At 55.4% G+C, this 25,701-nt stretch carries 26 protein-coding genes; 6 read left to right on the top strand and 20 right to left on the bottom strand.

The window, feature by feature from the left end; translation table 11 throughout:
- Window positions 1–14 precede the first annotated feature (14 nt).
- The 4 genes from FQ015_RS08160 (at window position 15) to gltP (ending at window position 4,356) form a co-directional block, all read left to right on the top strand.
- Complete coding sequence (locus tag FQ015_RS08160) at window positions 15–1,733, top strand: heme lyase CcmF/NrfE family subunit (RefSeq protein ID WP_072039632.1); 1,719 nt, start codon at window positions 15–17, stop codon at window positions 1,731–1,733.
- On the top strand, window positions 1,726–2,109 hold the full coding sequence (gene nrfF, locus FQ015_RS08155; protein ID WP_032185694.1) for a heme lyase NrfEFG subunit NrfF: 384 nt from the start codon (window positions 1,726–1,728) through the stop codon (window positions 2,107–2,109). The genes FQ015_RS08160 and nrfF overlap by 8 nt, the downstream gene beginning before the upstream one ends.
- A complete protein-coding gene (nrfG, locus tag FQ015_RS08150; protein WP_039021430.1) occupies window positions 2,106–2,702 on the top strand; it encodes a heme lyase NrfEFG subunit NrfG in 597 nt (198 codons plus the stop codon). The genes nrfF and nrfG overlap by 4 nt, the downstream gene beginning before the upstream one ends.
- 340 nt (window positions 2,703–3,042) lie before the next feature.
- A complete protein-coding gene (gene gltP / locus FQ015_RS08145) occupies window positions 3,043–4,356 on the top strand; it encodes a glutamate/aspartate:proton symporter GltP (protein WP_000789589.1) in 1,314 nt (437 codons plus the stop codon).
- Window positions 4,357–4,434: 78 nt separating this feature from the next.
- Here gltP and yjcO read toward each other — a convergent pair whose 3' ends face one another.
- From yjcO to yjcS, 7 genes are all read right to left on the bottom strand, one after another.
- Window positions 4,435–5,124 carry a Sel1 family TPR-like repeat protein YjcO gene (gene yjcO, locus FQ015_RS08140; RefSeq protein ID WP_000719893.1) on the bottom strand — a complete coding sequence of 230 codons (690 nt, stop codon included), beginning with the start codon at window positions 5,122–5,124 and terminating at the stop codon, window positions 4,435–4,437.
- A gap of 93 nt (window positions 5,125–5,217) precedes the next feature.
- Window positions 5,218–7,365 (bottom strand): formate dehydrogenase subunit alpha, encoded by a 2,148-nt coding sequence (gene fdhF, locus FQ015_RS08135; RefSeq protein ID WP_077627041.1) that lies wholly within the window; start codon window positions 7,363–7,365, stop codon window positions 5,218–5,220.
- Between the two features lie 197 nt (window positions 7,366–7,562).
- Window positions 7,563–9,029 (bottom strand): multidrug efflux transporter outer membrane subunit MdtP, encoded by a 1,467-nt coding sequence (gene mdtP / locus FQ015_RS08130; protein ID WP_160523939.1) that lies wholly within the window; start codon window positions 9,027–9,029, stop codon window positions 7,563–7,565.
- Window positions 9,026–11,077, bottom strand: coding sequence for a multidrug efflux transporter permease subunit MdtO (mdtO, locus tag FQ015_RS08125; RefSeq protein WP_039021432.1), 2,052 nt, complete (start codon window positions 11,075–11,077; stop codon window positions 9,026–9,028). Before mdtO ends, mdtP begins: the two co-directional genes overlap by 4 nt.
- Window positions 11,077–12,108 carry a multidrug efflux transporter periplasmic adaptor subunit MdtN gene (gene mdtN / locus FQ015_RS08120; protein WP_160523938.1) on the bottom strand — a complete coding sequence of 344 codons (1,032 nt, stop codon included), beginning with the start codon at window positions 12,106–12,108 and terminating at the stop codon, window positions 11,077–11,079. Before mdtN ends, mdtO begins: the two co-directional genes overlap by 1 nt.
- A gap of 18 nt (window positions 12,109–12,126) precedes the next feature.
- Window positions 12,127–12,402: a YtcA family lipoprotein gene (locus FQ015_RS08115; protein ID WP_001305715.1), complete on the bottom strand. Its 276-nt coding sequence runs from the start codon at window positions 12,400–12,402 to the stop codon at window positions 12,127–12,129.
- Window positions 12,403–12,610: 208 nt separating this feature from the next.
- On the bottom strand, window positions 12,611–14,596 hold the full coding sequence (gene yjcS / locus FQ015_RS08110) for an alkyl sulfatase YjcS (RefSeq protein WP_105279073.1): 1,986 nt from the start codon (window positions 14,594–14,596) through the stop codon (window positions 12,611–12,613).
- 252 nt (window positions 14,597–14,848) lie between these two features.
- Here yjcS and FQ015_RS08105 point away from each other — a divergent pair, with 252 nt between their 5' ends.
- Window positions 14,849–15,166, top strand: a complete 318-nt coding sequence (locus FQ015_RS08105; protein ID WP_001183291.1) for an RpiB/LacA/LacB family sugar-phosphate isomerase — start codon at window positions 14,849–14,851, stop codon at window positions 15,164–15,166.
- Window positions 15,167–15,234: 68 nt separating this feature from the next.
- On the top strand, window positions 15,235–15,564 hold the full coding sequence (gene yjdP, locus FQ015_RS08100) for a DDRRRQL repeat protein YjdP (RefSeq protein ID WP_000819739.1): 330 nt from the start codon (window positions 15,235–15,237) through the stop codon (window positions 15,562–15,564).
- 34 nt (window positions 15,565–15,598) lie between these two features.
- On the opposite strand, the gene phnP is transcribed toward yjdP, so the two are convergent.
- From phnP to phnD, 13 genes are all read right to left on the bottom strand, one after another.
- Entirely contained in the window at window positions 15,599–16,357 is a 759-nt protein-coding gene (gene phnP, locus FQ015_RS08095) for a phosphonate metabolism protein PhnP (protein WP_032304310.1), read from the bottom strand.
- Window position 16,358: 1 nt separating this feature from the next.
- Window positions 16,359–16,793, bottom strand: a complete 435-nt coding sequence (gene phnO, locus FQ015_RS08090; RefSeq protein ID WP_001110490.1) for an aminoalkylphosphonate N-acetyltransferase — start codon at window positions 16,791–16,793, stop codon at window positions 16,359–16,361.
- Entirely contained in the window at window positions 16,780–17,337 is a 558-nt protein-coding gene (gene phnN, locus FQ015_RS08085) for a ribose 1,5-bisphosphokinase (RefSeq protein ID WP_039021436.1), read from the bottom strand. Before phnN ends, phnO begins: the two co-directional genes overlap by 14 nt.
- Entirely contained in the window at window positions 17,337–18,473 is a 1,137-nt protein-coding gene (gene phnM / locus FQ015_RS08080; protein ID WP_039021437.1) for an alpha-D-ribose 1-methylphosphonate 5-triphosphate diphosphatase, read from the bottom strand. The genes phnN and phnM overlap by 1 nt, the downstream gene beginning before the upstream one ends.
- On the bottom strand, window positions 18,470–19,150 hold the full coding sequence (phnL, locus tag FQ015_RS08075; RefSeq protein ID WP_039021438.1) for a phosphonate C-P lyase system protein PhnL: 681 nt from the start codon (window positions 19,148–19,150) through the stop codon (window positions 18,470–18,472). The genes phnM and phnL overlap by 4 nt, the downstream gene beginning before the upstream one ends.
- 177 nt (window positions 19,151–19,327) lie before the next feature.
- Complete coding sequence (phnK, locus tag FQ015_RS08070; RefSeq protein WP_001075518.1) at window positions 19,328–20,086, bottom strand: phosphonate C-P lyase system protein PhnK; 759 nt, start codon at window positions 20,084–20,086, stop codon at window positions 19,328–19,330.
- Window positions 20,083–20,928, bottom strand: a complete 846-nt coding sequence (phnJ, locus tag FQ015_RS08065; RefSeq protein ID WP_000002284.1) for an alpha-D-ribose 1-methylphosphonate 5-phosphate C-P-lyase PhnJ — start codon at window positions 20,926–20,928, stop codon at window positions 20,083–20,085. Before phnJ ends, phnK begins: the two co-directional genes overlap by 4 nt.
- Complete coding sequence (phnI, locus tag FQ015_RS08060) at window positions 20,921–21,985, bottom strand: alpha-D-ribose 1-methylphosphonate 5-triphosphate synthase subunit PhnI (RefSeq protein WP_160523937.1); 1,065 nt, start codon at window positions 21,983–21,985, stop codon at window positions 20,921–20,923. The genes phnJ and phnI overlap by 8 nt, the downstream gene beginning before the upstream one ends.
- Entirely contained in the window at window positions 21,985–22,569 is a 585-nt protein-coding gene (phnH, locus tag FQ015_RS08055) for a phosphonate C-P lyase system protein PhnH (RefSeq protein ID WP_039021440.1), read from the bottom strand. The genes phnI and phnH overlap by 1 nt, the downstream gene beginning before the upstream one ends.
- Window positions 22,566–23,018: a phosphonate C-P lyase system protein PhnG gene (phnG, locus tag FQ015_RS08050; protein WP_000542765.1), complete on the bottom strand. Its 453-nt coding sequence runs from the start codon at window positions 23,016–23,018 to the stop codon at window positions 22,566–22,568. The genes phnH and phnG overlap by 4 nt, the downstream gene beginning before the upstream one ends.
- A complete protein-coding gene (gene phnF / locus FQ015_RS08045; RefSeq protein ID WP_160523936.1) occupies window positions 23,019–23,744 on the bottom strand; it encodes a phosphonate metabolism transcriptional regulator PhnF in 726 nt (241 codons plus the stop codon). It lies immediately after the preceding gene.
- A 20-nt stretch (window positions 23,745–23,764) separates the two neighbouring features.
- Window positions 23,765–24,544: a phosphonate ABC transporter, permease protein PhnE gene (phnE, locus tag FQ015_RS08040; RefSeq protein WP_001193496.1), complete on the bottom strand. Its 780-nt coding sequence runs from the start codon at window positions 24,542–24,544 to the stop codon at window positions 23,765–23,767.
- A 125-nt stretch (window positions 24,545–24,669) separates the two neighbouring features.
- Window positions 24,670–25,686 carry a phosphonate ABC transporter substrate-binding protein gene (gene phnD, locus FQ015_RS08035; RefSeq protein ID WP_000991995.1) on the bottom strand — a complete coding sequence of 339 codons (1,017 nt, stop codon included), beginning with the start codon at window positions 25,684–25,686 and terminating at the stop codon, window positions 24,670–24,672.
- Window positions 25,687–25,701 lie beyond the last annotated feature (15 nt).

Genomic DNA, 25,701 nt, shown 5'->3' with positions numbered 1-25,701 from the left:
AAAAGAGGTGGTTTCTGGACGTATTCCTTCCTGAAGTCGGTTTTCTGGCGTTGTTGTTAAGTCTTGGGGTCAACGTGTTGACCCCGTTGACAACCTTTGCGGGAGTGCGGTTGCGCTGGCCTGCCATGATGCGACTCACTTGCATCGGCACTCTGGCACAGTTCGCGCTCCTGCTGATCGCTTTTGGCGTACTGTCGTATTGTTTTCTCATCAGCGATTTCTCGGTCATTTATGTCGCCCAACATAGCTACAGCCTGCTGTCGTGGGAACTCAAACTGGCGGCAGTGTGGGGAGGGCATGAAGGTTCGTTGCTACTTTGGGTGCTACTCCTTTCCGCGTGGAGTGCGCTGTTTGCCTGGCATTATCGGCAGCAAACCGATCCGCTATTTCCGCTGACATTAGCCGTTTTATCTCTCATGCTCGCCGCACTGTTGCTGTTTGTGGTGCTGTGGTCCGATCCGTTTGCGCGGATATTTCCGCCAGCAATCGAAGGCCGAGATCTCAATCCGATGCTGCAACATCCCGGTCTTATCTTTCATCCACCGCTGCTTTACCTTGGCTATGGCGGTTTGATGGTAGCGGCGAGCGTGGCGCTGGCGAGTCTACTGCGCGGCGAGTTTGATGGTGTCAGCGCCCGAATTTGCTGGCGTTGGGCACTACCTGGCTGGAGCGCATTAACTGCGGGGATCATCCTTGGTTCCTGGTGGGCCTATTGCGAACTGGGCTGGGGCGGCTGGTGGTTCTGGGATCCGGTGGAAAACGCCTCTTTATTACCCTGGCTTTCTGCCACTGCGCTGCTGCACAGTTTGTCCCTGACACGCCAGCGGGGGATTTTCCGCCACTGGTCGCTGTTACTGGCGATAGTTACTCTGATGCTGTCGCTGCTGGGCACCTTAATTGTCCGTTCTGGCATTCTGGTTTCGGTTCATGCGTTCGCACTGGATAACGTCCGCGCCGTGCCGTTGTTCAGCCTGTTTGCGTTGATTAGCCTTGCGTCTCTGGCTCTGTATGGCTGGCGAGCGCGGGACGGTGGCCCGGCGGTGCGTTTATCGGGGTTATCGCGGGAAATGTTAATCCTCGCTACGCTGTTGCTGTTTTGCGCAGTGCTACTGATCGTGCTGGTGGGAACGCTTTATCCGATGATTTACGGCCTGCTGGGCTGGGGACGCCTCTCCGTTGGTGCGCCATATTTTAACCGCGCAACGTTACCGTTTGGTCTGTTGATGCTGGTGGTGATTGTGCTGGCGACGTTTGTCTCTGGCAAACGCGTGCAGCTTCCGGCGCTGCTGGCTCATGCGGGCGTGCTGTTATTTGCCGCGGGGATCGTGGTTTCAAGCGTCAGCCGTCAGGAGATCAGCCTGAATTTACAGCCGGGTCAGCAGGTGACTCTGGCAGGATACACCTTCCGTTTTGAGCGCCTCGATCTACAAGCCAAAGGTAATTACACCAGCGAAAAAGCGATAGTGGTGCTGTTTGACCATCAGCAACGTATTGGTGAACTGACGCCGGAGCGGCGTTTTTATGAAGCACGTCGTCAGCAAATGATGGAACCGTCAATTCGCTGGAACGGTATCCATGACTGGTATGCGGTCATGGGTGAGAAAACCGGACCAGATCGTTACGCTTTTCGTTTGTATGTACAAAGCGGTGTGCGCTGGATCTGGGGGGGAGGATTGTTGATGATTGCGGGCGCATTGTTAAGCGGATGGCGGGGGAGGAAGCGCGATGAATAAAGGGCTTCTCATGCTACTGCTGTTATTTGCCTGTTTTGCGCACGCTCAGGTTGTAGACACCTGGCAATTCGCCAATCCGCAACAACAGGAACAGGCGTTAACTATTGCCAGCCAGTTACGTTGTCCGCAATGCCAGAATCAGAACTTACTGGAATCCAATGCGCCGGTGGCAGTCAGTATGCGCCATCAGGTTTACAGCATGGTGGCGGAGGGGAAAAGTGAAGTCGAAATCATTGGCTGGATGACCGAACGCTACGGAGATTTTGTTCGCTATAACCCACCGTTAACCGGTCAGACGCTGGTGTTGTGGGCGCTGCCAGTGGTGTTGTTACTGCTGATGGCACTGATCCTCTGGCGAGTGAGAGCAAAGCGATGAAACAGCCTCAAATACCGGTGAAAATGCTGACAACACTCACGATATTGATGGTATTTCTCTGTGTCGGCAGTTATCTGTTAAGCCCAAAATGGCAGGCGGTACGTGCGGAGTATCAGCGTCAGCGCGATCCGCTACATCAGTTTGCCAGCCAGCAAACCCCGGAAGCGCAGCTTCAGGCATTGCAGGATAAAATTCGCGCTAATCCACAAAACAGCGAACAGTGGGCGTTACTGGGCGAGTATTATCTGTGGCAAAACGATTACAGCAATTCGCTGCTGGCGTACCGTCAGGCGTTGCAACTACGTGGCGATAACGCTGAACTGTATGCGGCGCTGGCGACGGTGCTGTATTACCAGGCCAGCCAGCATATGACCGCCCAGACTCGCGCAATGATCGACAAAGCCCTCGCGCTGGACTCTAACGAAATCACCGCTCTGATGCTGCTGGCTTCCGATGCGTTTATGCAGGCGAATTACACGCAAGCCATCGAATTATGGCAAAAAGTGATGGATTTAAACTCACCCCGGGTCAACCGAACACAGCTGGTCGAGTCGATTAATTTGGCGAAACTGTTGCAGCGGAGATCAGATTAATCATCTGGTGATGAAGATTATGTTATTGAGCTGCATAAAAAATAATCGAATGAACATATGCCCAAAATAATCACTAATCAGTATTATTGCAGGTTAAACAAATAAAAATCTTTCCATAACAAATGGTTATTCATTAATCCTGCCATAAACTCGCGTTATTATGCATTAATGCAGCGAAAAGCTCTGTTGTTAAAGGGTTGCGCAACATACCGCGCAAATGATACTGATTATAAGCGTTAAAAAAATCTACAAACCAACGCAACACAATTCATGCCCTGGCAGTATGTCACGTTCTCGCGTTTCTGAACGGGAACGGCGCTCCATTGAGGAAGTTATTCTGATGAAAAATATAAAATTCAGCCTGGCCTGGCAGATTCTGTTTGCTATGGTGCTGGGCATTCTCCTGGGAAGCTACCTGCACTACCATAGCGACAGCCGCGACTGGCTGGTCGTCAATTTGCTCTCTCCGGCGGGTGATATCTTCATCCATCTGATCAAAATGATTGTTGTGCCGATTGTTATTTCCACGCTGGTGGTGGGTATTGCGGGTGTTGGTGATGCCAAACAGCTCGGGCGTATTGGCGCGAAAACCATTATCTATTTCGAGGTGATCACCACTGTCGCCATCATTCTGGGGATCACCCTGGCGAACGTCTTCCAGCCCGGTGCCGGGGTGGATATGTCGCAGCTGGCAACCGTCGATATCTCGAAATATCAGAGCACTACAGAAGCGGTACAGAGCAGTTCCCACGGTATTATGGGCACGATTTTGTCTCTGGTGCCGACGAATATTGTGGCGTCGATGGCGAAAGGCGAAATGTTACCGATCATCTTCTTCTCGGTGCTGTTTGGTCTGGGGCTTTCCTCCCTGCCCGCGACGCATCGTGAACCGCTGGTGACCGTGTTCCGCTCCATCTCTGAAACCATGTTTAAAGTGACTCATATGGTGATGCGTTATGCGCCGGTGGGTGTGTTTGCGCTGATTGCGGTGACGGTGGCTAACTTTGGTTTCTCGTCTCTGTGGCCACTGGCGAAACTGGTGCTGCTGGTGCATTTCGCCATTCTGTTCTTCGCGCTGGTAGTGCTGGGAATTGTGGCGCGCCTGTGCGGGTTAAGCGTCTGGATCCTGATTCGTATTCTGAAAGATGAGCTGATTCTGGCGTACTCCACTGCCAGCTCTGAAAGCGTGCTGCCGCGAATTATTGAGAAGATGGAAGCCTATGGTGCACCGGCGTCGATCACCAGTTTCGTGGTGCCGACCGGTTATTCTTTTAACCTTGACGGTTCAACGCTATATCAAAGTATTGCCGCTATCTTCATCGCGCAGCTGTATGGTATTGACCTGTCCATCTGGCAGGAAATCATTCTGGTGCTGACGCTGATGGTGACCTCGAAAGGGATTGCTGGCGTGCCGGGCGTGTCGTTTGTGGTGTTGCTGGCAACGCTGGGCAGCGTAGGGATCCCGCTGGAAGGTCTGGCGTTTATTGCCGGTGTTGACCGTATCCTCGACATGGCGCGTACTGCGCTGAACGTGGTGGGTAATGCGCTGGCGGTGCTGGTGATTGCCAAGTGGGAACACAAATTTGACCGTAAGAAAGCGCTGGCTTATGAGCGCGAAGTGCTGGGCAAATTTGATAAAACTGCGGATCAATAATTGAGGATTGCCGGGGACATACACCCGGCAATGTGTGGATGCCTGATGCGACGCTTGCCGCGTCTTATCAGGCCTACATTAACCGTTAGTTAATTTTTCAAACTCTTCACACCCGGTATCAAACCCTTCCATACAGCTCAGGTTCAGCCAGTGCAGCGCCTTCTGTTTGTTCTTCTCGATAAAACCTTCTTCACCATTTAAGAACATCATTCCCGCCCAGTACTCGGAATAACCGGTTCGGGAAATCGCAGAGCTGCGTTTGAAATACCAGGTTGCCTTGTCATCGTCGGCCTTAATGCCCACGCCGTTGGCGTAAATCAAACCAAGCAGCATTTGGGCATCGACGGCGGAGTCGTTCTCCAGATCTTCCGAGGCGTTTTCTAACAGCGAAATCGCCTTTGGATAATCCGGTTTACCCGCTTGAGTATTCACCAGAATATGCGCCAGCGTCACTTCACCTTCTTTACTGCCTGCTTGCGCCGCTTTCTCTGCAAGAACTTTTGCTTGTGGATAGTCCAGACTGACCGGATTGGTGATTTTGATCTGCGCCAACAGCGCGCAGGCATCAGCATCACCGCTGTCGGCGGCTTTCTGTGCCCAATATTCGGCTTTGCTCAAATCGCCGGAGCTAAACCAGCTGTCGGCAAGAAAATATTGTGCGCGTCGGTCTCCAGCCTCTGCAGCCTTTAAATACTGACTGCCAGGCTCGGAGCCGTTCGCATGGGCAAAGAATGTCAAAAACAACATCAATGCGATAATTTTTTTCATTTTGATAATACGATTGGGTAGGGAGTGACCAGTATAAAGAGTTCGAATGGATAAAAAAACAGCCTCCGAAATGAGGCTGTAGAAAGGACTGTATTACGCCAGTGCCGCTTCGCGCAGGCGAGTTTTCAACTTGTTGTACTCGTCAATCACGTACTGCTCGGCGGCGCGCTGATCGGCGATCGGCTCGACGCGCACGGCGCAGTATTTGTATTCCGGCGTTTTCGTAATCGGGCTTAAGTTTTCGGTAACCAGCTCGTTACAGGCACCAATCCACCACTGGTAGGTCATGTAAATCGCCCCTTTGTTCGGACGATCGCTGACCTGCGCACGGGTGATAATTTTGCCTTTACGCGAGTGCACCCAAACCAATGCCTCATCTTCAATACCCAGACGTTTGGCGTCTTCGGTATTGATTTGTGCGTAGCCTGGTTCATCAGCCAGCGCCGCAAGTGCCGCACAGTTACCGGTCATCGAACGGCAAGAGTAGTGACCGACTTCACGCACCGTTGACAGTACCATCGGGTACTCATCGGTGAGTTTGTCAATTGGCGCTACCCAGTCGCAGGTGAAGAACTGCGCCAGACCGTTCGGAGTATCAAACTTCTCTTTAAACAGATAAGAAGTCCCCTGATCGGCATCTGAAGTATCGCGACAAGGCCACTGAATGAAGCCCAGTTCGCCCATTTTCTCGTAAGTCGCACCGTAGAAATCCGGGCACAGATGACGCAACTCATCCCAGATCTCCTGGGTGTTGTTGTAGTGCATCGGATAACCCATACGGGTGGCGATTTCACTGATAATCTGCCAGTCCGTTTTCAGATCCCATTTCGGTTCAACTGCTTTGAAGAAACGCTGGAAGCCACGGTCAGCCGCAGTAAACACGCCTTCATGCTCGCCCCACGAGGTGGACGGTAAAATAACGTCCGCCGCCGACGCGGTTTTGGTCATAAAGATGTCCTGAACGATGACCAGTTCCAGATCTTCAAAGGCTTTACGTACTGCCGACAGCTCCGCGTCAGTTTGTAGCGGATCTTCGCCCATAATGTACGCGGCACGCACTTCACCATGCGCTGCGCGGTGTGGCAGCTCGCTGATGCGATAACCGGTATGAGCAGGCAGGCTTTCCACGCCCCAGGCTTTGGCGAATTTCTCGCGGTTAGCCGGATCTTTCACATACTGGTAGCCAGGGTAAGTATCTGGCAGTGCGCCCATATCGCAGGCCCCCTGCACGTTGTTTTGACCACGAACCGGGTTTACACCCGCATGCGGCTTACCGAGGTTACCGGTCAGCATTGCAAGGCTGGTCAGAGAACGTACGGTTTCCACGCCCTGGTAGAACTGGGTAACACCCATGCCCCACAGAATGGCTGCGCTTTCCGCCTGGGCATACATCCGCGCCGCCTGACGAATCTCACTGGCGCTAACGCCGGTGATATCTTCAACCGACTCCGGCGTGTAGCCTTCAACGATTTTACGATACTCTTCAAAGCCTTCTGTACGGGAAGCGACGAACGCTTTGTCGTACAGATTTTCTTCAATAATGACATGGCCCATTGCATTCAACAGCGCGATGTTCGAGCCGTTTTTCAGTGCAATGTGCATGTCAGCAATGCGCGCGGTTTCAATTTTGCGCGGATCGCAGACGATAATTTTCGCCCCGTTACGTTTAGCGTTAATTACGTGGTTCGCCACGATTGGGTGGGAATCCGCCGGGTTGTACCCGAAAACGAACACTAAATCGGTATTATCAATTTCGTTAATAGCATTGCTCATTGCGCCATTACCGACCGATTGGTGCAGACCTGCAACCGATGGGCCGTGTCAGACACGAGCGCAGCAGTCAACGTTATTGGTACCAATAACGGCGCGCGCAAATTTTTGCATTACATAGTTGGTTTCGTTACCCGTACCACGCGAGGAGCCGGTCGTCTGGATGGCATCCGGACCGTACTTCTCTTTGATGGCGCTCAGGCGCTCGGCAACGTAATTCAGTGCCTCATCCCAGGAAACAGGTTCGAGTTTGCCGCCACGCTGGCGACGAATCATGGGGGTTTTCAGGCGCGGGGTCAGGATCTGGGTATCGTTAATGAAGTCCCAGCCATAATAACCCTTCAGACACAGGGTACCCTGGTTGGTTTTCCCCTGCGCTGCCTCCGCCCGGACGATTTTGCCGTTATCGACGACCAGGTTGATTTTGCAACCTGATGCGCAATAGGGGCAAACCGTGACGACTTTTTTCATCGGTCTCGCTCCAGTTAATCAAATCACGCATACGCGCTCTCGACTACAGTATGCATCTTTTATGCCACATTTTATTTGGGGTCATTCCCTGATATTACGGGCACTATTTATTCAAAACTCTGACGAAAAACAGGCTGTCGTCAGTTTTGACGTGACGAAACGAAATACCGCGTGACAGCCATCACGCGGCTGACATTTTATTTTTTCTCGACGACGGGACCTGCCTGATACCCGCCACCCAGCGATTTCATCAACTGAATGCTTTGGATCACCCGGCGGCTGTCCAGCATCAGTAATGACATCTCTTCGGCAAGCACCGGCAACTGGGCTTCGGTGGCCTGTAAGCGACTGGTTAAGCCTCGTTGGTAGGCGGCGTCGGCAGCGCGCTGGGTGAAGCGCGTTGCTTCTACGCGTTCTGCCTGCATCTCCCGCTCGTCGTTGAGCGTTTGCAGACGCGTGCCGTTGACGGCAACGTCGCGCACCGCATTCAGCACTGACTGGTTGTAACGTTCAATCATCATGTTGCTGGCGGCGCGAGTGCCTTCGAGATTGGCATTCAACCGTCCACCGTCAAACAGCGGCAATTTCAGACCTGGGATAAAGTTGAACTGGCGACTGGTTTTTTTGAATAAGGTATCCAGGTGGATAGAATCCAGGCCGAAAAACGCTTTGATATCAAAGCTCGGGTAGAACAGCGCCCGCGCGGAATCCACCTGATCTAATGACGCCTGAACATACCAGCGCATGGCTTGCAGATCCGGGCGTCTGGCGAGCAACTCATAAGAGAGTGTCGCCGGAATACCGGTCTGGACTTGCGGTAATGCCACCGGTTTGATCTCCGGCATATCGCTGGCTCCTGCGCCAATCAATGCACGCAGAGATTCTCGCGTTTCGGTGATTTGCCCTTTGACGGCTGCAATTTGTTTATCGACCGCCAGAATCTGTGCCCGCGCGCCGTGGAAAGGCACTTGCGCTTCCAGGCCGTGCGCCACTTTGCTCTGGTGCGCTTTCACCGCGTAATCAATCACATCGCGAGTTTGTTCTAACAGATCGAGCATCTGGTAGCTGGCCTGCATGCTGTAATAAAGCTGCGCCACGCCCGTTGTGAGTGATAACTCCACTGCTGCGGTTTCTGCCAGCGCGGCATTATGCGCGCCAATGGCGGCAGCAACCGCTGAGCGATGCACACCCCACAAATCAAGATCCAGTCCGGCAAACAAACCGACTGTGGCTTCCGTATAGTACGGCCCGTCCATACCCAGTGCTGGCGCATCCATAGCATAAGGGCTTAAAAAGCCGTTCGCCGAGACACGTTGGCGGTTGAGCATCCCTAACGCTGCGACCTGTAATTGTGAACCGGCATCTAACAAATCGGCCTGCGACTGCGCTTTTTCTTCCCGCAGTTTCGCTTCGGCGAGGGTGTGTGAACCACTTAGCGTCCGTTGGATCAAAGCATCCAACTGCGGGTCATTGAGTTGTTTCCACCACTGCGCCTGCGGCCAACCGGAGCTGGCAAGATGAATATCATCGGCCAGTTTGATTTGTTCCGGTTTGAGCTGTTGATGAGGCGCAGAATCCTTACGCACCAGGGCACAGCCAGACATGAGGGTCGCGCTGCCGAGAATGCTGCATAACAGCAGGCGTGAAAGTTGACGATTGATCATTGCGTGGCTCCTTGTGCCTGTTCCGTGGCGGGCGTTAATGCCGGGGCTGTCCAGTCTGGCAAGCGGGCGAAAAGCTGGCAGACGTGTTGCTCCTGTTTTAATAAGGTCGGCAGAATGGCCTGCGAGGCGGGTGTTTCTTCAAGCGTTATTTGAGGAGAACGACTGAGTGCGGTTGCCAGACCGGCGGCGTATTTCTCCAGAGCGTCGGCAAACTGACCTGCTCTGTCCGGCTGTAGTGCGTTATCCAGTGCCTGCGCCGAGTTCCAGGTTGCATCCCAGGCGTGAAGAATATCGCGGCCCTGACGAATTACCGTTTGCGAACGTTCAATCAGTAACGCGCGTTCTTCGCTGTCCAGTTGACGCTCCAGCGCCACGCGTTGGCACATCTCTTCACAGGCATTAAACGCCGCATGCAGACCTATACGAATTTGCAGATAAGTGCGCAGAGCCGTGACTTCCTGCTGGCGTGGGATCCGCATTACTTTACTCAACATACCCAGCGCGCCAGCCAGTTTTTGCGGCAGTGCGCGCGCTTCACTTTCAGGCCAGACAAAGGTGTAAATCACCGCGGACACCACGGTACCAATGATGATACCCAGGGCGCGATCGCGAATTTCCACCAGGTCGTACACCGGGCCAAAAACGTTTTCGAGCGTGGCGAGTGCGAAGGTGACCACCATCTGTGTGCCGATATAAGAAGAACGTTCAGAGCTGGTGGCAATCCATGCGCCCAACAGGAAAATCGGTGCCAGCACAAACAGCAATTCGACAATATTGTCCAGCCAGGGCATGACCAGTAGCGTGAATAACAGCGCCAGAATTGCGCCGCAAAAAGCCCCGCCAAAACGCAACACCATCTTCTGGTACGACGAACCGACATTGGGGTTAGCGACGATCACGCAGGTCAGCATACAGGTGTGAATGCCTTCCCAGTCCACGCCGCTGTAGAAGGTGTAACAGATCAAACAGGCGAGCAGCGTTTTTACCGCGTAGCGCATATAGTCTGGATTGGTAAAAGCATCGGCGACCATTGATGGCGGTTTGGCGGCGGGCGTTGGCGGCGTATTCGGGTCCATCTGACCCAGTTGCAACAATGTCTGGCAGATATTCTCCAGGTTACATTCCCGTGCCGCCATCGCTTCACTTTCAGTGATCCGCCAGTCGCTTTGCCAGCACTGACCTTCGGCAATGGCTTGCTGCAGTTTGTTGATTTCTGAGGCTAATTTTTGCCGAAGTTCAATGATGGCCTGCGAATCTGCAAAAGAGGTGGGATCGTAGCGATTCAGCGTCGAGTAAATGTAGGTTACCGTTGCCACGCAGCTTTGCCACCATGCGCTCTGAGTTCGCCAGTTGGCATCGTCCGCGAGGCAAAAGGCATTGAGTTTTTGCAGCGCCAGCGCCTCTCTTTCAATCCGCGTTTCGGGTAGCGGGGCGAGGCTGTCCGTCAGGTGGCTAATGGCATCATCAAGCCGATCATTAAGCACCTGATGTATCTGCGTGATAGCGCGGCTGGGAAACCACAGCACGCCGATTAACGTCATCAATAACGTCGGGTAGAGGCCGACAACGATACACCACAGGGTTAAGCGCACGACCACTTCCGGATAGTCGAGCATGGCGGGGAATGTTTGCCCGTAAATAGCGACAATGGCGACGGCGAAAAAAACCAGCCCAAGCCGATGGGTGCGCATCAAAAACATGCAGCCCATCAGGATCGGCCCGGCAATGATCAATCGGATCAACGGTTCGCCATATGACCATTTGTAGATCAAAAACAGGCTGGCGATTTCCAGCATCGTGGCGACCACAAACAAGATCGCGACAAATTTGGTGTAAAACGCGTTCGACTGAATACCGTAAAACAGCACTGCCAGTGATAACGCCACAAAAGGGATCTCAAAAGTCATCGAGATCAGAATCACCAGCAAGCAGCCTACCCAGAGTTGCATAGTCTGCGGCACGCGGCCTGGTCGCCGCTCGCTTAACTCTTCATGAAAGAACGCCAGCAGCCTGACCACCGGTAATGGCAGGGAGTTGAGCGCGCTCATTATTGCGGCTCAAGATTAGCGACTGCCGAAGCGCCGATGCGGAACATTTCCGGGTCAGGTTTTTCAACCATGATTTTGACCGGAAAACGCTGGGCAACGCGGACCCAGTTAATAGAACGAGACACTTTCGGCAGGCCGCCCAGCACCAGGCCGCCGTCATCCGGTAGCACGCCGTAGCCAATCGAATCCACTTTACCTGCGAAGGTTTTGCCGCTGTCGCTCATCAGGCGAATGGTTGCGGGTGTACCTGAGCGAATATTTTTCAGATCAGTTTCGCGGAAGTTGGCGATCACGTACCAGTGACGAGTGTCGATTAGGGTGAAAATAGGGCGCATGGCAGAAGCAAATTGCCCGACGGAGGTTTTGAGGGAAATGACCCGGCCATCAAACGGCGCGCGAACGGTCGCCATTTCCAGATGCAGTTTCGTCAACGCAATATCCGCTTCCACTGCCGCACGTTGCGCCACCAGCGCATCCACGCCGCTGATGGCGCTGGCGGCTGACTGCGCCTGCAACAATACGGCGTTAAGATCGGCTTCTGCGGCGCGCTGCGCCGTTCTTGCACGGTCAACGTCTTCCGCTGAGACGAAACCTTCTTTCAGTAATGGCTCGGTGCGGCGTAATGTATCACTGGCCTGTTTCGCGGCGGCACGGGCTTTTTCTACCGTGGCATTAACCGAGTCGGCACCAAACTGTTGTGCGTCAACGCTACGCTGGGTGAGCATAATTTGCTTATCCAGCGCCGTGAGGGAGGCTTCGGCTTTCGCCAGATTGGCTTCGTACGGGCGCGGGTCGATGCGGAACAGCAAATCGCCCTGTTTCACCGCCTGGTTGTCGGTGACCGCCAGTTCTACAATGCGACCGCTGACTTCCGGCACCACATCAATGGTATCTGCTGACGCGTAGGCGTCATTAGTTGATGGCGCACTGTCTACGCGCCAGATAACGAAAACAAGGGCAACCAGCGCCAACGCAACCACTAACAGAGCAGGGAATTTACTGCGAGGAGCTTTTTTCGGCGTACTTTCCATGAGCGCGTCTCAAATAGATTAGAAAAATGCCAGCCAGAACAGCATGGCGTAGAGAGCAAAAAGGGCGGTATAAATAATTCCGACAAATGCCAGATTGATATTTGCCCGCTGAATAATTCGCCTCGTGATGAGCGTCAAAATAAGGCTGGCAATGGCGCAGAAAAACCAGCTGGGATAATAAGCGCCGATCACCGGGATTGCCGGAGATAATGAGCATCCCGAAACCATGAAGACGGGAATTATCCAGGCTGTTTTTTTGAGTTGCATCGCCATGCGAGAGAGAACTGTTGGCATATTAAATACATCCTGTCTGCTGCGAACAATATCTGTAGTGAATATCAATATCCATTGAAGGCGTCAGTATGGCTATTTTCTCGATGAATAAAAATAGCTTTATTCAGCCACCGCATTCATAACTTATATATTTTATGTATTAATTTGTTGTATGTATTTTTAAAATAAATGCTTTTGGGGGCTTAAGCGCCCCCAAAAGTGAGTGGCATTAATTTGGGGTTACGATATTCACCCACAAATCGAAATTATCCAGACAGGCAATAATTTCTTCCAGTTTCGCGCCATTGCCAATAATTTTGGCTTTCTTCGCTTTTACCAGATCCGCCATTTTGGCTTGTCCGGTCAGCACGGCGTGAAGATCTTCACGGCTGATATAGAAAGAGGCGTTGGCTTCAGGTTGTAGCGTTTTACGATAGTTAAGCACGCTATCGTTCAGCGTCAGGTTGAGGTTATCGCCGTTACTCATATTGAAGTTCAGGCTGATATTCTTACCTGCGGCTTTTTCGCTGTCGAGACGAACGGCCATAAAGTCGAACAGCATTTCGACCGACATCCCGCGAAGGGTGTCCGGAGAACCGGTGGTGCCGTGGCTGAACTTATGCACCCCTTCGCGCAGTTCTTTCGCGCCGGTCAGGTAGAAACCGCGCCAGGTGGCGGACTCGGCCTGATAACCCAACTGCTCAAAGTTATTCGCTTGCAGATTCTTCGCCACCTGGTCACCCGGATTGGCAGCAATCACCTGTTTCAGCAACTCTGCTGACCAGCGGTAATCCCCTTGCTTGTTCGCTTCTTGCGCCAGGTTGATGACACGGGCGGAACCGCCCAGCGCTTTCACGTAACGTTTGCCCATCTCCACCTGACCGTACGGATGTAGGTTAGCTGGATTGCCGTCATAATAGCCGAGATAGAAGTTATATACTGCACGGGCGTTGTGGCTAACAGAACCGTAATAGCCGCGGCTGGCCCAGTTATTGGCAAGCGCAGGTGGCAGCTTAATCATGTCGCCGATTTCATTCATGGTGTAACCCTGGTTCGCCAGGTGCAGGGTCTGGTCGTGAATGTATTTGATAGTATCGCGATATTTACCAATATAATCATTGATATGCTTATTGCCCCAGACCGGCCAGGTGTGCGGCATAAACAGTACTTCCGCGTCGTTACCCCACATATCCAGCGTTTCGTTCAGATACTCTGTCCACTTGCTGGTATCGCGGGTTTTCGCGCCGCGCAGGGTGTAGAAGTTGTGCAGGGTATGCGTGGCGTTTTCGGCGGTACACAGGGCTTTCAGGGCCGGAATATAGAAGTGCATTTCGGCTGGCGCTTCGCTACCCGGAGTCATCAGAAAGTCAAACTCCAGACCGTCGATAACCATCTTCTCGCCAGTTCTGACAATCGTTTTGGTTGGCGCAATAATGCTCGGGTCGCCCGTTGCCAGCGTCACGCCCAGGCCGTTGCCCACGTTGCCTTGCGCGTTGTGCGGCAGTAACAGACCGTAAGAGTAGAGCGCACGGCGGCTCATGATGTTACCCGCCAGCACGTTTTCGCTGATGGCTTCGTCCATAAAGCCTGCCGGAGCGATCACCTGCACTTTGCCAGATTTAACATCCGCTTCAGAGATAATGCCTTTCACGCCGCCATAGTGGTCGGTGTGGCTGTGAGTATAAATAACAGCAACAATCGGTTTTTGTGGACGATGTTGATAATAGAGGTCAAGTGCGGCTTTTGCGGCAGGCGGCGTTACCAGCGGGTCGATAACAATAATGCCTTTCTCGCCCTCAACGAATGTAATGTTAGAGATATCCTGGCCGCGCACCTGATACATTTTATCGGTGACTTTGAACAGGCCAGAAATGCCGTTGATTTGCGACTGACGCCACAGGCTGGGGTTTACGGTTTCCGGTGCAGCGGCATTAATATCAAATTTGTAATCATCCGCGCGGTAGTAAACTTTGCCATTCGCATCGCGCAGAATACCTTCATCCAGCAGCGGGGCGATAAATCCACGCTGGGCATCGTCAAAGTCCTGACGATCGCTAAACGGTAATGATTTTGCGTAATGCTGATTAACCTGCTGGGTATATTGAGTCGCGGCTTTCGCTTCATCTGTTGCGTGAGCGGTATTTACCATCATGCCGCTGGCGGCAGTTAACGCAATAACAATCCTGCTCAAACGGAATAACCGAGAGTTATTCATATAAATCTCCATTTATCATTTATGTCGTAAATATGTAATCCATGCAAAATACGTCATTTAAAGCTGGCGTTATCATAATTGGGAATTTGCGACTTTAATAAGTGGAAGTGTGAGCGGAACGAGCCATTTTATTAGGCATTTGTGCTGAAGAGGGAAAAGTAAGCGAATTCATTATCTCTGTAAATAATATGAGGTGTTTTATATATTTATTATATATATTGTACTTCGGCAAATACTGAGCACAATTAATCAATGCAACCGGTGTTTCTTATTAAAAAACGTACCGGAGCAATGGGCGGTCATGTCGCTGGCACCGCAGGATTCTGCGTTGCTGTGCCAGCCTTTTATTCATGGTCAATGAGTGAGGGGATTGATAAAGAAACCAGGTCGTCAGAGCGCACTGATTATCCGCATTACGCCAGTGAAGTTGCACTGGCTTTTGGTTCGCGAGTGGTTGGCCTCGAACTGGCAAAAATGATTGTGGATGCGTGGCTGGGCGCGCAGTACGAAGGCGGTCGTCATCAACAACGCGTGGAGGCGATTACGGCAATAGAGCAGCGGAAAAATTGAGATTCATCCACTACTTGCATGGATGAGTAATGACTAATGTGGATAGAGTTTCTTTTTGAGGTTGGCTAATGAAACGTTTTCCGCTATTTCTTTTATTCACCCTGCTCACGCTGTCCACCGTTCCGGCCCAGGCCGATATTATCGACGACACCATTGGCAATATTCAGCAGGCGATTAACGATGCTTATAACCCTGACCGTGGGCGAGACTATGAAGATTCGCGCGACGACGGCTGGCAGCGTGAAGTGAACGACGATCGGCGCAGACAATATGACGATCGCCGCCGCCAGTTTGAAGATCGCCGCAGGCAGCTGGACGATCGCCAGCGCCAGCTGGATCAGGAGCGTCGGCAGCTAGAAGATGAAGAGCGGAGAATGGAAGATGAGTATGGGCGGTGATGTTGAGTTTAGAGCAGGCATCGCCCCTCACCCATCACTCCACCCCAATCTCCATCCCATCAAACCCCGCCTCAAACCCTGACGGCAGTACGTTCTCCATCAGCCACACATCAAGCTGATGGCTGATATGTGTCAGAACCACGCGCGGCGAGCGGATAACTTCATTCAGCGCCAGCACGGTGTTTAAATCACAGTGATTGCGTGGCGAATTCGCGCGCGGTGGGTGGCTGCAATCAATCACCATTACCTGTGGCTGATTATTGCGTAAAAATTTCACCGTTTTTTCCGGCAGGCCTGCGGTGTCAGACAGCCACGCCACCCGGCTGTGCGCCGTTTCCAGTAGATAGCCGAAAGTGAGTTTCGAATGGTTGAGCGGCAGCGGCGTGACCTGTAATCCCTGCAAATCAAACATCACAAACGGCTCCACCGTGTGGCTGAAATCAAGCAGGCCCGGATGTTTAAACAGATCGTCGCAGCCCTGTTCATCCGGCGGGCCGTAGACCGGGATCGAATTGCCCACGCCCCAGCGCAGCGGAAACAGCCCCTGCACGTGATCCATATGGTAGTGTGTCAGCAAAAACTGCTGGAACGATCCGGGCGACCAGCGATCGGCGAGATCGTGCAGCCCGGCGTCGATCAGGGTGATCGCGTCGTTAAACTTCACGACGCCGCTGCATGGCTGGCGGCGATACTGCGGTGAGCGCCGCGCTCTGGCGCAGGCCGCGCACTCACAGCCCCATGCGGGAACACCCTGTGCGCCGCCAGTGCCAGTAAGTGTGAGGGTCAGGCTCATGTTACAGCGCCTTGGTGAAGCGGAAGTGGCTCTGCTCGTAGCCTTCGCGCAGATAGAAACGGTGCGCGTCGTGGCGCTTGACGTTGGTGGAAAGCTCGGTCATTTCGGCCCCGGCCTGTCGGGCTTCTTCTTCGGCCCATGCCAGTAATTTACTGCCGACGTTCAGACCGCGCGCCTGCGGCATCACCACCAGTTCCTGAATTTCGCCGATCCAGTTGACATGATGCAGATGAAACTGCAAATGCAGGCCGATCATGCCGACAACTTCGCCATCCAGCAGCGCCAGATGGTAGCGCATGTTCGGGTCGCGCAGATTGGCGTTAAACCCCACGCGAAACGCGTGATGGTCAAACTCCGCCTGTTTTAGCTCACATATCAGCGCGTAAACCGCGTCGGTGTCATACTGCGTGGCCGGGCGAAGCTCACAAGCAGGCATGGTGTTTCTCCTTCGAATGGATCAGCGTCAGCAGCGTGTCGACCGACTGGCGCAGGCTGCCGTCATTGTTGAGCGTATGGCAATCCTGAGGAGTATAGCGGGCGGCGCGCGCCAGGCGGGCGTTAATTTCACTGGCGTTTTCACGGCCACGGTTTTCCAGGCGCTGGCGCAGGATCTCCGGCGAAACCTGTAAACAAACGGGCAGCAGCGCCGATTGATAGCGCGCCCGCGCCTGCGGTAGATGGGCGCGTGAGCCGTTGACCACCACGTCAAATCCAGCGTGCAGCCAGAGGTCAATCTCGACGCCGATGCCATAATACAGGCCGTTGGCGTGCCAGCTTAAGGCCAGAAGGTTCTGCCCCGCGCGGGTAAAAAACTCCTGCTCGCTCAGGGCGATATGGTTTTCACTTCCGGCGCTGGCGGCGCGCGTGATGTAGCGATGCGCTACCAGTAGCTGAGTTTGTTCCCGCTGGCGGAGTTCCGTCAACAGACTGTCTTTTCCGGAGCCAGAGGCCCCCATTAACCAAATCAGTTTTCCCGTCATCAGAACACCCTTTTCCCCTGACGCCAGACGTGGTCGATATGAATGTGGTTGCCCTTGCGATGCGCCAGCACCAGGTCGGCGCGTTTGCCCTCGCCAATCACCCCGCGATCCTGAAGATTAAGCGCCTGCGCCGGATTTTTAGTCACCAGCTTCACCGCCTGCGGCAGCGTAAAGCGGTTGCTCTCGTCATCGGCGACGCGAAATGCCGCATCGAGCAGGCTGGCGGGGTAGTAGTCGGAAGAGAGGATATCCAGCAGACCAAGCTGTGCCAGTTCACTGGCCGCCACGTTGCCGGAGTGCGAACCGCCGCGCACAATATTCGGCGCGCCCATCAATACATTCATGCCATGCTTGCGCGAAGCTTCCGCCGCTTCGAACGTGGTGGGAAATTCGGCGATTACGCTGCCAAGCTGGTGGGATTCGGCAACGTGCGCGTGCGTGGCATCATCGTGGCTGGCGAGGGCAATTTGTCGCGCGCGGCACATTGCGGCGATGGTTTCGCGATTCGGCTGCGACCAGCGTGCGGCAAGCGCCAGCTGTTCCTCTTCGTACTGCTGCATCTGCGCATCGGTGAGCGAGTATTTGCCCTGGTAATATTCGCGATACTTCTCGCGATTGGCGAACTGGCGCTGGCCCGGTGAGTGGTCCATCAGCGACACCAGCGTGACCGGCTCGCGCTGCACCAGTTTTTCAAACAGCGGCAGCGTGGTGTGATGTGGCAGTTCACAGCGCAGGTGCAGACGGTGCTCGGCGCGGTTGACGCCGCGTTTCTGCGTCTCTTCGATGGCGTTGATCATCTTCTCCAGATTCTCCAGCCGATCGCCGCCGTCGCGCACATCACCAATCGCCACGGCATCCAGCACCGTGGTGATGCCGCTCGCCACCATCAGCGCGTCGTGGCTGCTCATCGCTGAGTGGGCAGGCCAGTCCACTTTTGGGCGCGGAGTGAAGAATTTATCGAGATTGTCGGTATGCAGCTCAATCAGCCCCGGCAGCAGCCAGCCGCCTTCGCCGTCCATCGCCTCTGGCAGGCGGCTCTGGCTTTCGGCAAAGGCGCGGATTTCACCGTCCTGCATCTCCAGCGAGCCGTGTACCACTTCGTTTTCCAGCACCAGTTTGACGTTATTGATAATCATGCAGAGGCTCCCATTGGGTGCAGGCGGTCGGCGACGTCATTGCGTACGGCTTCGTCATGGAAGATGCCGACGATGGCTGCGCCACGGGCTTTGGCTTCGCGGATCAGTTCGACTACGGCGGCGCTGTTTTTGGCGTCCAGCGAGGCGGTAGGTTCATCGAGCAGCAGGATGGGGTAGTCGACGATAAAGCCGCGCGCGATGTTGACGCGCTGCTGTTCGCCGCCGGAGAAGGTCGATGGCGCAAGGTGCCACAGGCGTTCCGGCACGTTCAGGCGGGTGAGCAGACGCGCGGCTTTAGCGGCGCAGGTATCACGCGGAACGCCGGTATCGAGCAGCGGCTGCATTACCACTTCCAGCGCCGAAATACGCGGGATGACCCGCAGAAACTGGCTCACCCAGCCGACGGTGGTTTTGCGGATTTCCACCACTTTGCGCGCTGGGGCGGTGACCAGGTCTATCCATTCGTCACCGTGTTTAATCTGGATTTGCCCTTCGTCGGGCAGATAGTTGGCATACAGCGAACGTAGCAGGGTCGATTTCCCGCTGCCGGAATGGCCGTGGAGCACCACGCATTCGCCCGCGTTGACGGTGAGCGAGGCGCGTTGTAATACAGGCAGGCGCACGCCGTTTTGTTGGTGCAGGATGAAGGTTTTACTGACGTTTTGTACGTTAATCATTTTTCGCCTCGTGGTTCGCATATTGGGGAGCGGTGCGCGCATTGCCCCTCACCCTAACCCTCTCCCCGAAGGGGCGAGGGGACCGATTGTGCGCGGTGTTGAATATTGCGCCGGTTTTCTCCCTCTCCCTCCGGGAGAGGGCCGGGGTGAGGGGATCAGTGCGCAAAGTGTTGCAACTCAATTCTGCAAAACCGATGACACCAGCAATTGGGTATACGGATGATGTGGGTCGTCGAGTACGCGGTCGGTTAACCCACTCTCCACCACTTGCCCCTGTTTCATCACCAGCAAACGGTCCGCCAGCAGGCGGGCGACGCCCAGATCGTGGGTGACAATCACCACCGCCAGGTTCAGTTCCACCACCAGGCCGCGCAGCAGGTCGAGCAGGCGTGCCTGCACTGACACATCCAGCCCGCCGGTTGGCTCGTCCATAAACACCAGCTTCGGATGCGTCACCAGGTTGCGGGCAATCTGCAAACGCTGCTGCATGCCGCCGGAAAAAGTGGTCGGCAGATCGTCGATACGGTTGGCGGGAATTTCCACCTCTTCCAGCCACTTCTGCGCGGTAGCGCGAATGTCGCCGTAATGACGCGCCCCGGTCGCCATCAGCCGTTCGCCGATATTGCCGCCTGCTGACACCTGACGGCGCAGGCCGTCGAGCGGATGCTGATGCACCACGCCCCATTCGGTGCGCAGCAGGCGACGGCGGTCGGCCTCGCTCATGCCATAGAGGGAACGGTTTTCATAGTGAATCTCCCCCTGTTGCGGCGTCAGACGGGCGGAGATTGATTTCAGCAGCGTGGTCTTCCCGGAACCGGATTCCCCGACAATGCCCAGCACTTCCCCCGGCCATAAATCAAAAGAGACATCGCTGAAGCCTTTGCCCGGCGCGTAAAGGTGGGTCAGGTTATTGACCGAAAGTAACGGTTGATTCATTGGCTTTTCGCCTCGCTCTGTTGGCGGCAATAATCGGTATCGGAGCAGACAAACATGCGGTTTCCGGCGTCATCCAGCACCACTTCATCGAGATAGCTGTGGGTCGATCCGCAGATGGCGCAGGGCTCATCCCACTGCTGGACGGTGAACGGGTGATCGTCGAAATCGAGGCTTTCCACGCGGGTAAACGGCGGCACCGCATAAATGCGCTTCTCGCGCCCCGCGCCGAACAGTTGCAGGGCGGGCATCATGTCCATTTTCGGGTTATCAAATTTCGGGATCGGCGATGGGTCCATTACGTAGCGTCCGTTCACCTTCACCGGATAGGCGTAGGTGGTGGCGATATGACCGAAGCGGGCGATATCTTCATATAGTTTCACCTGCATCACGCCGTACTCCTCCAGCGCGTGCATGGTGCGGGTCTCCGTTTCGCGCGGCTCGATAAAGCGCAGCGGTTCCGGGATCGGCACCTGGAAGATAATGATCTGATCTTCGGTCAGCGGCGTTTCGGGGATGCGGTGGCGCGTCTGGATAAGCGTCGCATCGTCCGTGCGTTCAGTGGTATTTACCCCGGTCACGCGCTTAAAGAAGTTGCGAATCGACACCGCGTTGGTGGTGTCATCCGCGCCCTGGTCAATCACCTTCAACACGTCGCTTTCGCCAATCACGCTGGCGGTAAGCTGTATGCCGCCGGTTCCCCAGCCGTATGGCATCGGCATCTCGCGCCCGCCAAACGGCACCTGATAGCCGGGGATTGCCACCGCTTTTAAGATGGCGCGGCGGATCATACGTTTGGTCTGCTCGTCGAGGTAGGCAAAGTTGTAGCCGCTCAGATTAGCCATGGTTCTGCTCCTGTTGCAGACGTTTGAGTAGCTCCAGTTCGGCCTGGAAATCGACGTAGTGCGGGAGTTTGAGGTGCGAGACAAAGCCTGCGGCTTCGACGTTGTCGGCATGCGCCAGCACGAACTCTTCATCCTGCGCCGGGCCTGTCGCGTGCTCGCCGTACTCCGGGGCTTGTAGAGCGCGGTCAACCAGCGCCATTGCCATCGCTTTGCGCTCGCTCATGCCGAACACCAGCCCGTAGCCGCGCGTGAAGTGCGGCGGCTCATCCGGCGGGTCGATAAAACCGTTGACCATTTCACACTCGGTCATCAGCAGTTCGCCGATGTTCACCGCAAATCCCAGCTCTTCCGGCACAATAGACACGTCGATATAGCCACTGCGGATTTCGCCTGCGAACGGGTGATTGCGTCCGTAACCACGCTGGGTGGAGTAGGCCAGCGCCAGCAAATAGCCTTCGTCTCCGCGCATGAGCTGCTGCAGGCGGGAGGAGCGTGAGCAGGGGTAAACCGGCGGCGTGCGGGTGATGTCATCCGGCTGTGTGCTGCTATCCTCTTCAAACTTCGCCAGCCCCTGACGCGCCAGCAGGCTGAAAACGTGCGGTGATGGGGCTTGCTCGCTGTCGGCGGTGGTCAGCGTCGGCGCTTCGCCATTCGCCAGCAGGGTGAAATCGAGCAGGCGATGGGTGTAGTCGTAGGTCGGGCCAAGCAGCTGGCCGCCAGGAATGTCTTTATAAACGGCGGAGATACGGCGTTCGAGACGCATCTCGGTGGTGTCGAGCGGCTCGCTTACCGCCAGTTTTGCCAGCGTCGTGCGGTAGGCGCGCAGCAGGAAAATTGCTTCAACGTTATCGCCACTGGCCTGTTTCAGCGCCAGTGCGGCCAGTTCGCAGTCGGCAATGCCGCCTTCGGTCATCACGCGATCCACCGCGAGATTAAGCTGCTGTTCAATCTGGGCGACGCTCAGTTCAGGCAAATCGGTATCGCCCCGGCGTCGGCTCTCTTGCAGGGCGTGGGCGGCGTCGATCGCCTTCTCGCCCCCTTTCACGGCAACGTACATCAGCACACCTCCACATGAGTGGTTCGCGGAATAGCCAGCAGGCGCTCGCCGCAGGTCAGGATCAGGTCGATGCCGAGCGGGAACGGGTGCGGGCGCTCGGTGAGTTCGTGCAGAATGCACTCCGGCAGCTGTGGGGCGATCATCCGTTCTTCGGCAATGCCCGCGCCGGTGAGGCGCAGCATGCGTCCGCCGCTCAGGCTGGTGACCTGTAAAATCAACGTCGCACCGGCTTCCGGCGCAACGGCGGTGCCGGTGGAAAGGGCGTTGAGCTGCTCGCTGGCAATCGCCTCATCCGTCACTGCGAAGGTCGCCTGTTCCGGCTGATTGACCAGCGGGGCGTTGGTATGAAAACGCAGGCTCTGGCTGACGATATCGTTACTTAATGGCTCGGAAAGCCACACCGGCGTGTCGTTATCAGCCAGCGTCAGCAATACGCTGGTAGAGGCAATATTCAGCGGCTGCCAGCCGCGTTTGAGTTGATGCAGGGCGACAATGACGCCCGGCTCGCTCATGGCCTTTAACAGGCGACGAAAACTGTGCTGGGCATCCTGCACGGGAAGCATAAAAGCGGTTTCCAGGGTCATGCGTTGTCTCCGCGAACCATCGTAAAGAAGTCGACCCGACTGGCGTTCACTTCGGCCTGGCGTGCGGCAATGCGTGCCATACGGTCAGCGTCCAGCGGGGCAATAAGGGTTTCTGATAAGTTTTGAAAGTGGCGAGATTGCTGCATCAGCGCGTCAATCAGCGCGCAGCGTTCGGCGTGCTGTTTGTCGCGTCCCAGCACCCAGCTGTAGCCGAGCGTGCCGTCAGTCAGGCGTACAGCGGCGCGGGTGAGCGTGGCATCGCCGGCAAAAAAGCGTTCGCCGGTGCCACCCATTCGCGCCTGAATCTGTACCAGGCCGGTTTCAGCGGCGCGGATCACCTCATAGTCGGCGGTGATGTTCAGCGCCTTCAGGCGGGCTGCCAGTTCAGCCGGTTGGCTGTGCGCCAGCACGGACATCCAGTGCTGGCGGGTCGCGGTATCTGCGTGCATTCAGTGCTCCATGGTGAATTCAATCATGTCGGCGCGCGTCAGGCTGACGGAGTACTCCGCCGGGCTGCTTTCACCGTCACGGTGGTTAAGGGTGCGCACGCACAGCAGCGGCGACATATTCGGAATTTCAAGACGCTGGCACTCTTTGGCCTGGGCGCGGCGGGCGCTGATCCGCGTCTGGCTGCGGCGCAGCGCAATCCCCGTTTGCTCACGCAGAAAATCGTGCAGCGAGCCGCTGTCGAAACGTTGCAGCGTCGGCCAGAGGGTGAGGTCCGCAAAGTAGTGGTCGATTAAACAGAGCGCGACGCCGTTGACCCGGCGCAGGGTGCGCAGGTGGATAACGTTCTCGCCCTCGGTTATCCCCAGCGCGTCAGCGACGTGGGCGGAGGCCGGGCGAAGCACCGACAGCAGTTTTTCGCTGGTGGGATGGCTACCCTGATCCAGCAGGTTCTGGCTAAAACGCGCCTGGGCGTTGAGCGGGTAATCGAACGGGCGCATCAGCACCAGTACGCCGATGCCCTGACGGCGCTGTACCCAGCCTTTTTCCACCAGTTGGTCGATGGCACGGCGCAGGGTGTGGCGATTCACCTCAAAGCGCGCTGCCAGTTGCTGCTCGGCGGGAAGATAGTCGCCGCAGCGGTAGTGTTGACGAAGTTCCTGCTCAAGTTTTGCGGCTATCTCCTGATAGCGTGTTGGGTAGCTGGTCGGATGTGTAGACAAGTGCATAAATATCAATGCCTCGCTTATCAGATAAAGTGCTTACGCAACCGTTGAGAGAGGAAATCCAGCAGGCTGACCGTGACGATAATCAGCACCATCAGGGCGCAGGTTTGCTGGAACTGGAAACCGCGAATCGCTTCCCACAGCGTGACGCCGATCCCGCCCGCGCCGACCATGCCGACGACAGTCGCCGAACGGACGTTGGATTCGAAGCGATAGAGGGAGTAGGAGATTAGCAGCGGCATCACCTGCGGCAGCACGCCATAGAGGATCTCTTCGAGCTTGTTGGCACCGGTGGCGCGAATGCCTTCCACCGGGCCGGGTTCAATTGCTTCTACCGCTTCGGAAAGCAGTTTGGAGAGCACGCCGGTGGTGTGGATAAACAGCGCCAGTACGCCAGCGAACGGACCGAGACCGACGGCGACCACGAACAGCATGGCGAAGACCATCTCGTTAATGGCGCGGCAGGCGTCCATCAGGCGGCGAACGGGCTGGTAAACCCACCACGGCACCAGGTTTTCGGCGCTCATCAGGCCGAAGGGGATGGAGAGAACGACTGCCAGCGCGGTGCCCCAGACGGCGATTTGCAGCGTGACGGCCATTTCGGTGAGGTAATCCTGCCACTGGCTGAAATCGGGCGGGAAGAAGTCGGCGGCGAACGTCGCCATGTTGCCGCCGTCTTTAATCAGCGTGAGCGGGGCCATTTCCGCGCCCTGCCACGAGACGACCAGCACGGCGAGAACAATGGCCCAGCTCAGAAGCGAGAACCAGCTGCGCTTGGGTGGGGCGATGGTGATGGTTTGCATGTTTGGCTCCGTTTAATGTTTTCTCCCTCTCCCTGTGGGAGAGGGCCGGGGTGAGGGCACCAGCGTGCGCATTTCCCCCTCACCCTAACCCTCTCCCTCAAGGGAGAGGGGACCGATCGAGCACATTACTGCACCGCTTTACTCACCGAACTCATCGCGCTTAACGCGTTGTTCAGGCGGTCCAGGTCATCCAGTTGCGCCTGAATGGCGCTGGTTTTTGCCAGCTTGTCCTGCTCATTCAGCCCTTTATTGCCTTTCACGCCCTGCATCTCTTTAAACAGCGCGAGCTGGCGAATCGGCACAAGTTGCAGGTCGCTGGAGGCGCGGAACGGCGCCCAGCCCAGGCGTTCCAGCACCGCTTTCTCTTCCGGCGTTTTGCCGTAGTTCATAAAGAAGTCGTAGATCTTGTCTTTGGTGGTTTCGGAAAGATTTTTGCGCCAGACGATCGGATCGCCTGGGATCAGCGGCGATTTCCAGATCACCTTCAGTTCTTTCAGCTTCTCCGGCGCGGAGGTTTTCAGCTTGTCGAGGTTTTCAGTGTTGTTGGTGGCGACATCCACCTGCTTGTTGGCGACGGCGAGGGCGTTGGTTTCATGCCCGGCGTTCACCGTGCGCTTAAAGTCGCTGGCGGAGATATTGTTTTTGGCAAAGACATAGTAACCGGGGACGAGGAAGCCAGAGGTGGAGTTAGGATCGCCATTGCCGAAGGTGAGATCTTTACGCTTTGCCAGCAGATCGTTCAGGTTGTTGATCGGGCTGTCTTTGTTGACGATCAACACGCTCCAGTAACCCGGCGATCCATCCGCCGCGACCGTCTGGGCGAAGACCTGACCGTTGGCGCGATCCACCGCTTCCATCGCCGATAGATTGCCGTACCAGGCGATATCCACTTTATTGAAGCGCATCCCCTGGATAATGCCCGCGTAGTCCGGGGCAAAGAAGGCGTTGACCTTTACGCCCAGCTTCTTCTCCATATCCTGTAAGAACGGCGTCCATTGCGGTTTCAGGTTTTGCTGTGATTCCGTTGAAATAATGCCGAAATTCAGCGCCTTTTCCTGCTCTTCGGCGTGCGCCGGGCTTAACAGGGTGCTGAGGCTGAACATGCTGGTGAAGGCCAGCGAGGCAATTATCTTAGCGTTCATTCGTTTTCCTCAATG

Origin of the sequence: Escherichia sp. HH26CH, assembly GCF_009820205.1 — a bacterium.
GTDB lineage: Bacteria > Pseudomonadota > Gammaproteobacteria > Enterobacterales > Enterobacteriaceae > Escherichia > Escherichia coli_F.
Note: the sequence above shows the minus strand (reverse complement) of the source record. Positions and strands in the feature narration are given on the sequence as shown.

Coding starts and splice junctions, on each gene's coding strand:
- phnP (WP_032304310.1), bottom strand. CDS start 16,357: ATGAGCCTGACCCTCACACTTACTGGCACTGGCGGCGCACAGGGTGTT.
- phnL (WP_039021438.1), bottom strand. CDS start 19,150: ATGATTAACGTACAAAACGTCAGTAAAACCTTCATCCTGCACCAACAA.
- FQ015_RS08115 (WP_001305715.1), bottom strand. CDS start 12,402: ATGCCAACAGTTCTCTCTCGCATGGCGATGCAACTCAAAAAAACAGCC.
- mdtN (WP_160523938.1), bottom strand. CDS start 12,108: ATGGAAAGTACGCCGAAAAAAGCTCCTCGCAGTAAATTCCCTGCTCTG.
- phnH (WP_039021440.1), bottom strand. CDS start 22,569: ATGACCCTGGAAACCGCTTTTATGCTTCCCGTGCAGGATGCCCAGCAC.
- phnG (WP_000542765.1), bottom strand. CDS start 23,018: ATGCACGCAGATACCGCGACCCGCCAGCACTGGATGTCCGTGCTGGCG.
- phnN (WP_039021436.1), bottom strand. CDS start 17,337: ATGACGGGAAAACTGATTTGGTTAATGGGGGCCTCTGGCTCCGGAAAA.
- nrfG (WP_039021430.1), top strand. CDS start 2,106: ATGAAACAGCCTCAAATACCGGTGAAAATGCTGACAACACTCACGATA.
- yjcS (WP_105279073.1), bottom strand. CDS start 14,596: ATGAATAACTCTCGGTTATTCCGTTTGAGCAGGATTGTTATTGCGTTA.
- phnF (WP_160523936.1), bottom strand. CDS start 23,744: ATGCACTTGTCTACACATCCGACCAGCTACCCAACACGCTATCAGGAG.
- phnE (WP_001193496.1), bottom strand. CDS start 24,544: ATGCAAACCATCACCATCGCCCCACCCAAGCGCAGCTGGTTCTCGCTT.
- phnJ (WP_000002284.1), bottom strand. CDS start 20,928: ATGGCTAATCTGAGCGGCTACAACTTTGCCTACCTCGACGAGCAGACC.
- phnI (WP_160523937.1), bottom strand. CDS start 21,985: ATGTACGTTGCCGTGAAAGGGGGCGAGAAGGCGATCGACGCCGCCCAC.
- phnO (WP_001110490.1), bottom strand. CDS start 16,793: ATGCCTGCTTGTGAGCTTCGCCCGGCCACGCAGTATGACACCGACGCG.
- mdtP (WP_160523939.1), bottom strand. CDS start 9,029: ATGATCAATCGTCAACTTTCACGCCTGCTGTTATGCAGCATTCTCGGC.
- gltP (WP_000789589.1), top strand. CDS start 3,043: ATGAAAAATATAAAATTCAGCCTGGCCTGGCAGATTCTGTTTGCTATG.
- phnM (WP_039021437.1), bottom strand. CDS start 18,473: ATGATTATCAATAACGTCAAACTGGTGCTGGAAAACGAAGTGGTACAC.
- phnD (WP_000991995.1), bottom strand. CDS start 25,686: ATGAACGCTAAGATAATTGCCTCGCTGGCCTTCACCAGCATGTTCAGC.
- nrfF (WP_032185694.1), top strand. CDS start 1,726: ATGAATAAAGGGCTTCTCATGCTACTGCTGTTATTTGCCTGTTTTGCG.
- yjcO (WP_000719893.1), bottom strand. CDS start 5,124: ATGAAAAAAATTATCGCATTGATGTTGTTTTTGACATTCTTTGCCCAT.
- mdtO (WP_039021432.1), bottom strand. CDS start 11,077: ATGAGCGCGCTCAACTCCCTGCCATTACCGGTGGTCAGGCTGCTGGCG.
- yjdP (WP_000819739.1), top strand. CDS start 15,235: ATGAAACGTTTTCCGCTATTTCTTTTATTCACCCTGCTCACGCTGTCC.
- FQ015_RS08105 (WP_001183291.1), top strand. CDS start 14,849: ATGCAACCGGTGTTTCTTATTAAAAAACGTACCGGAGCAATGGGCGGT.
- phnK (WP_001075518.1), bottom strand. CDS start 20,086: ATGAATCAACCGTTACTTTCGGTCAATAACCTGACCCACCTTTACGCG.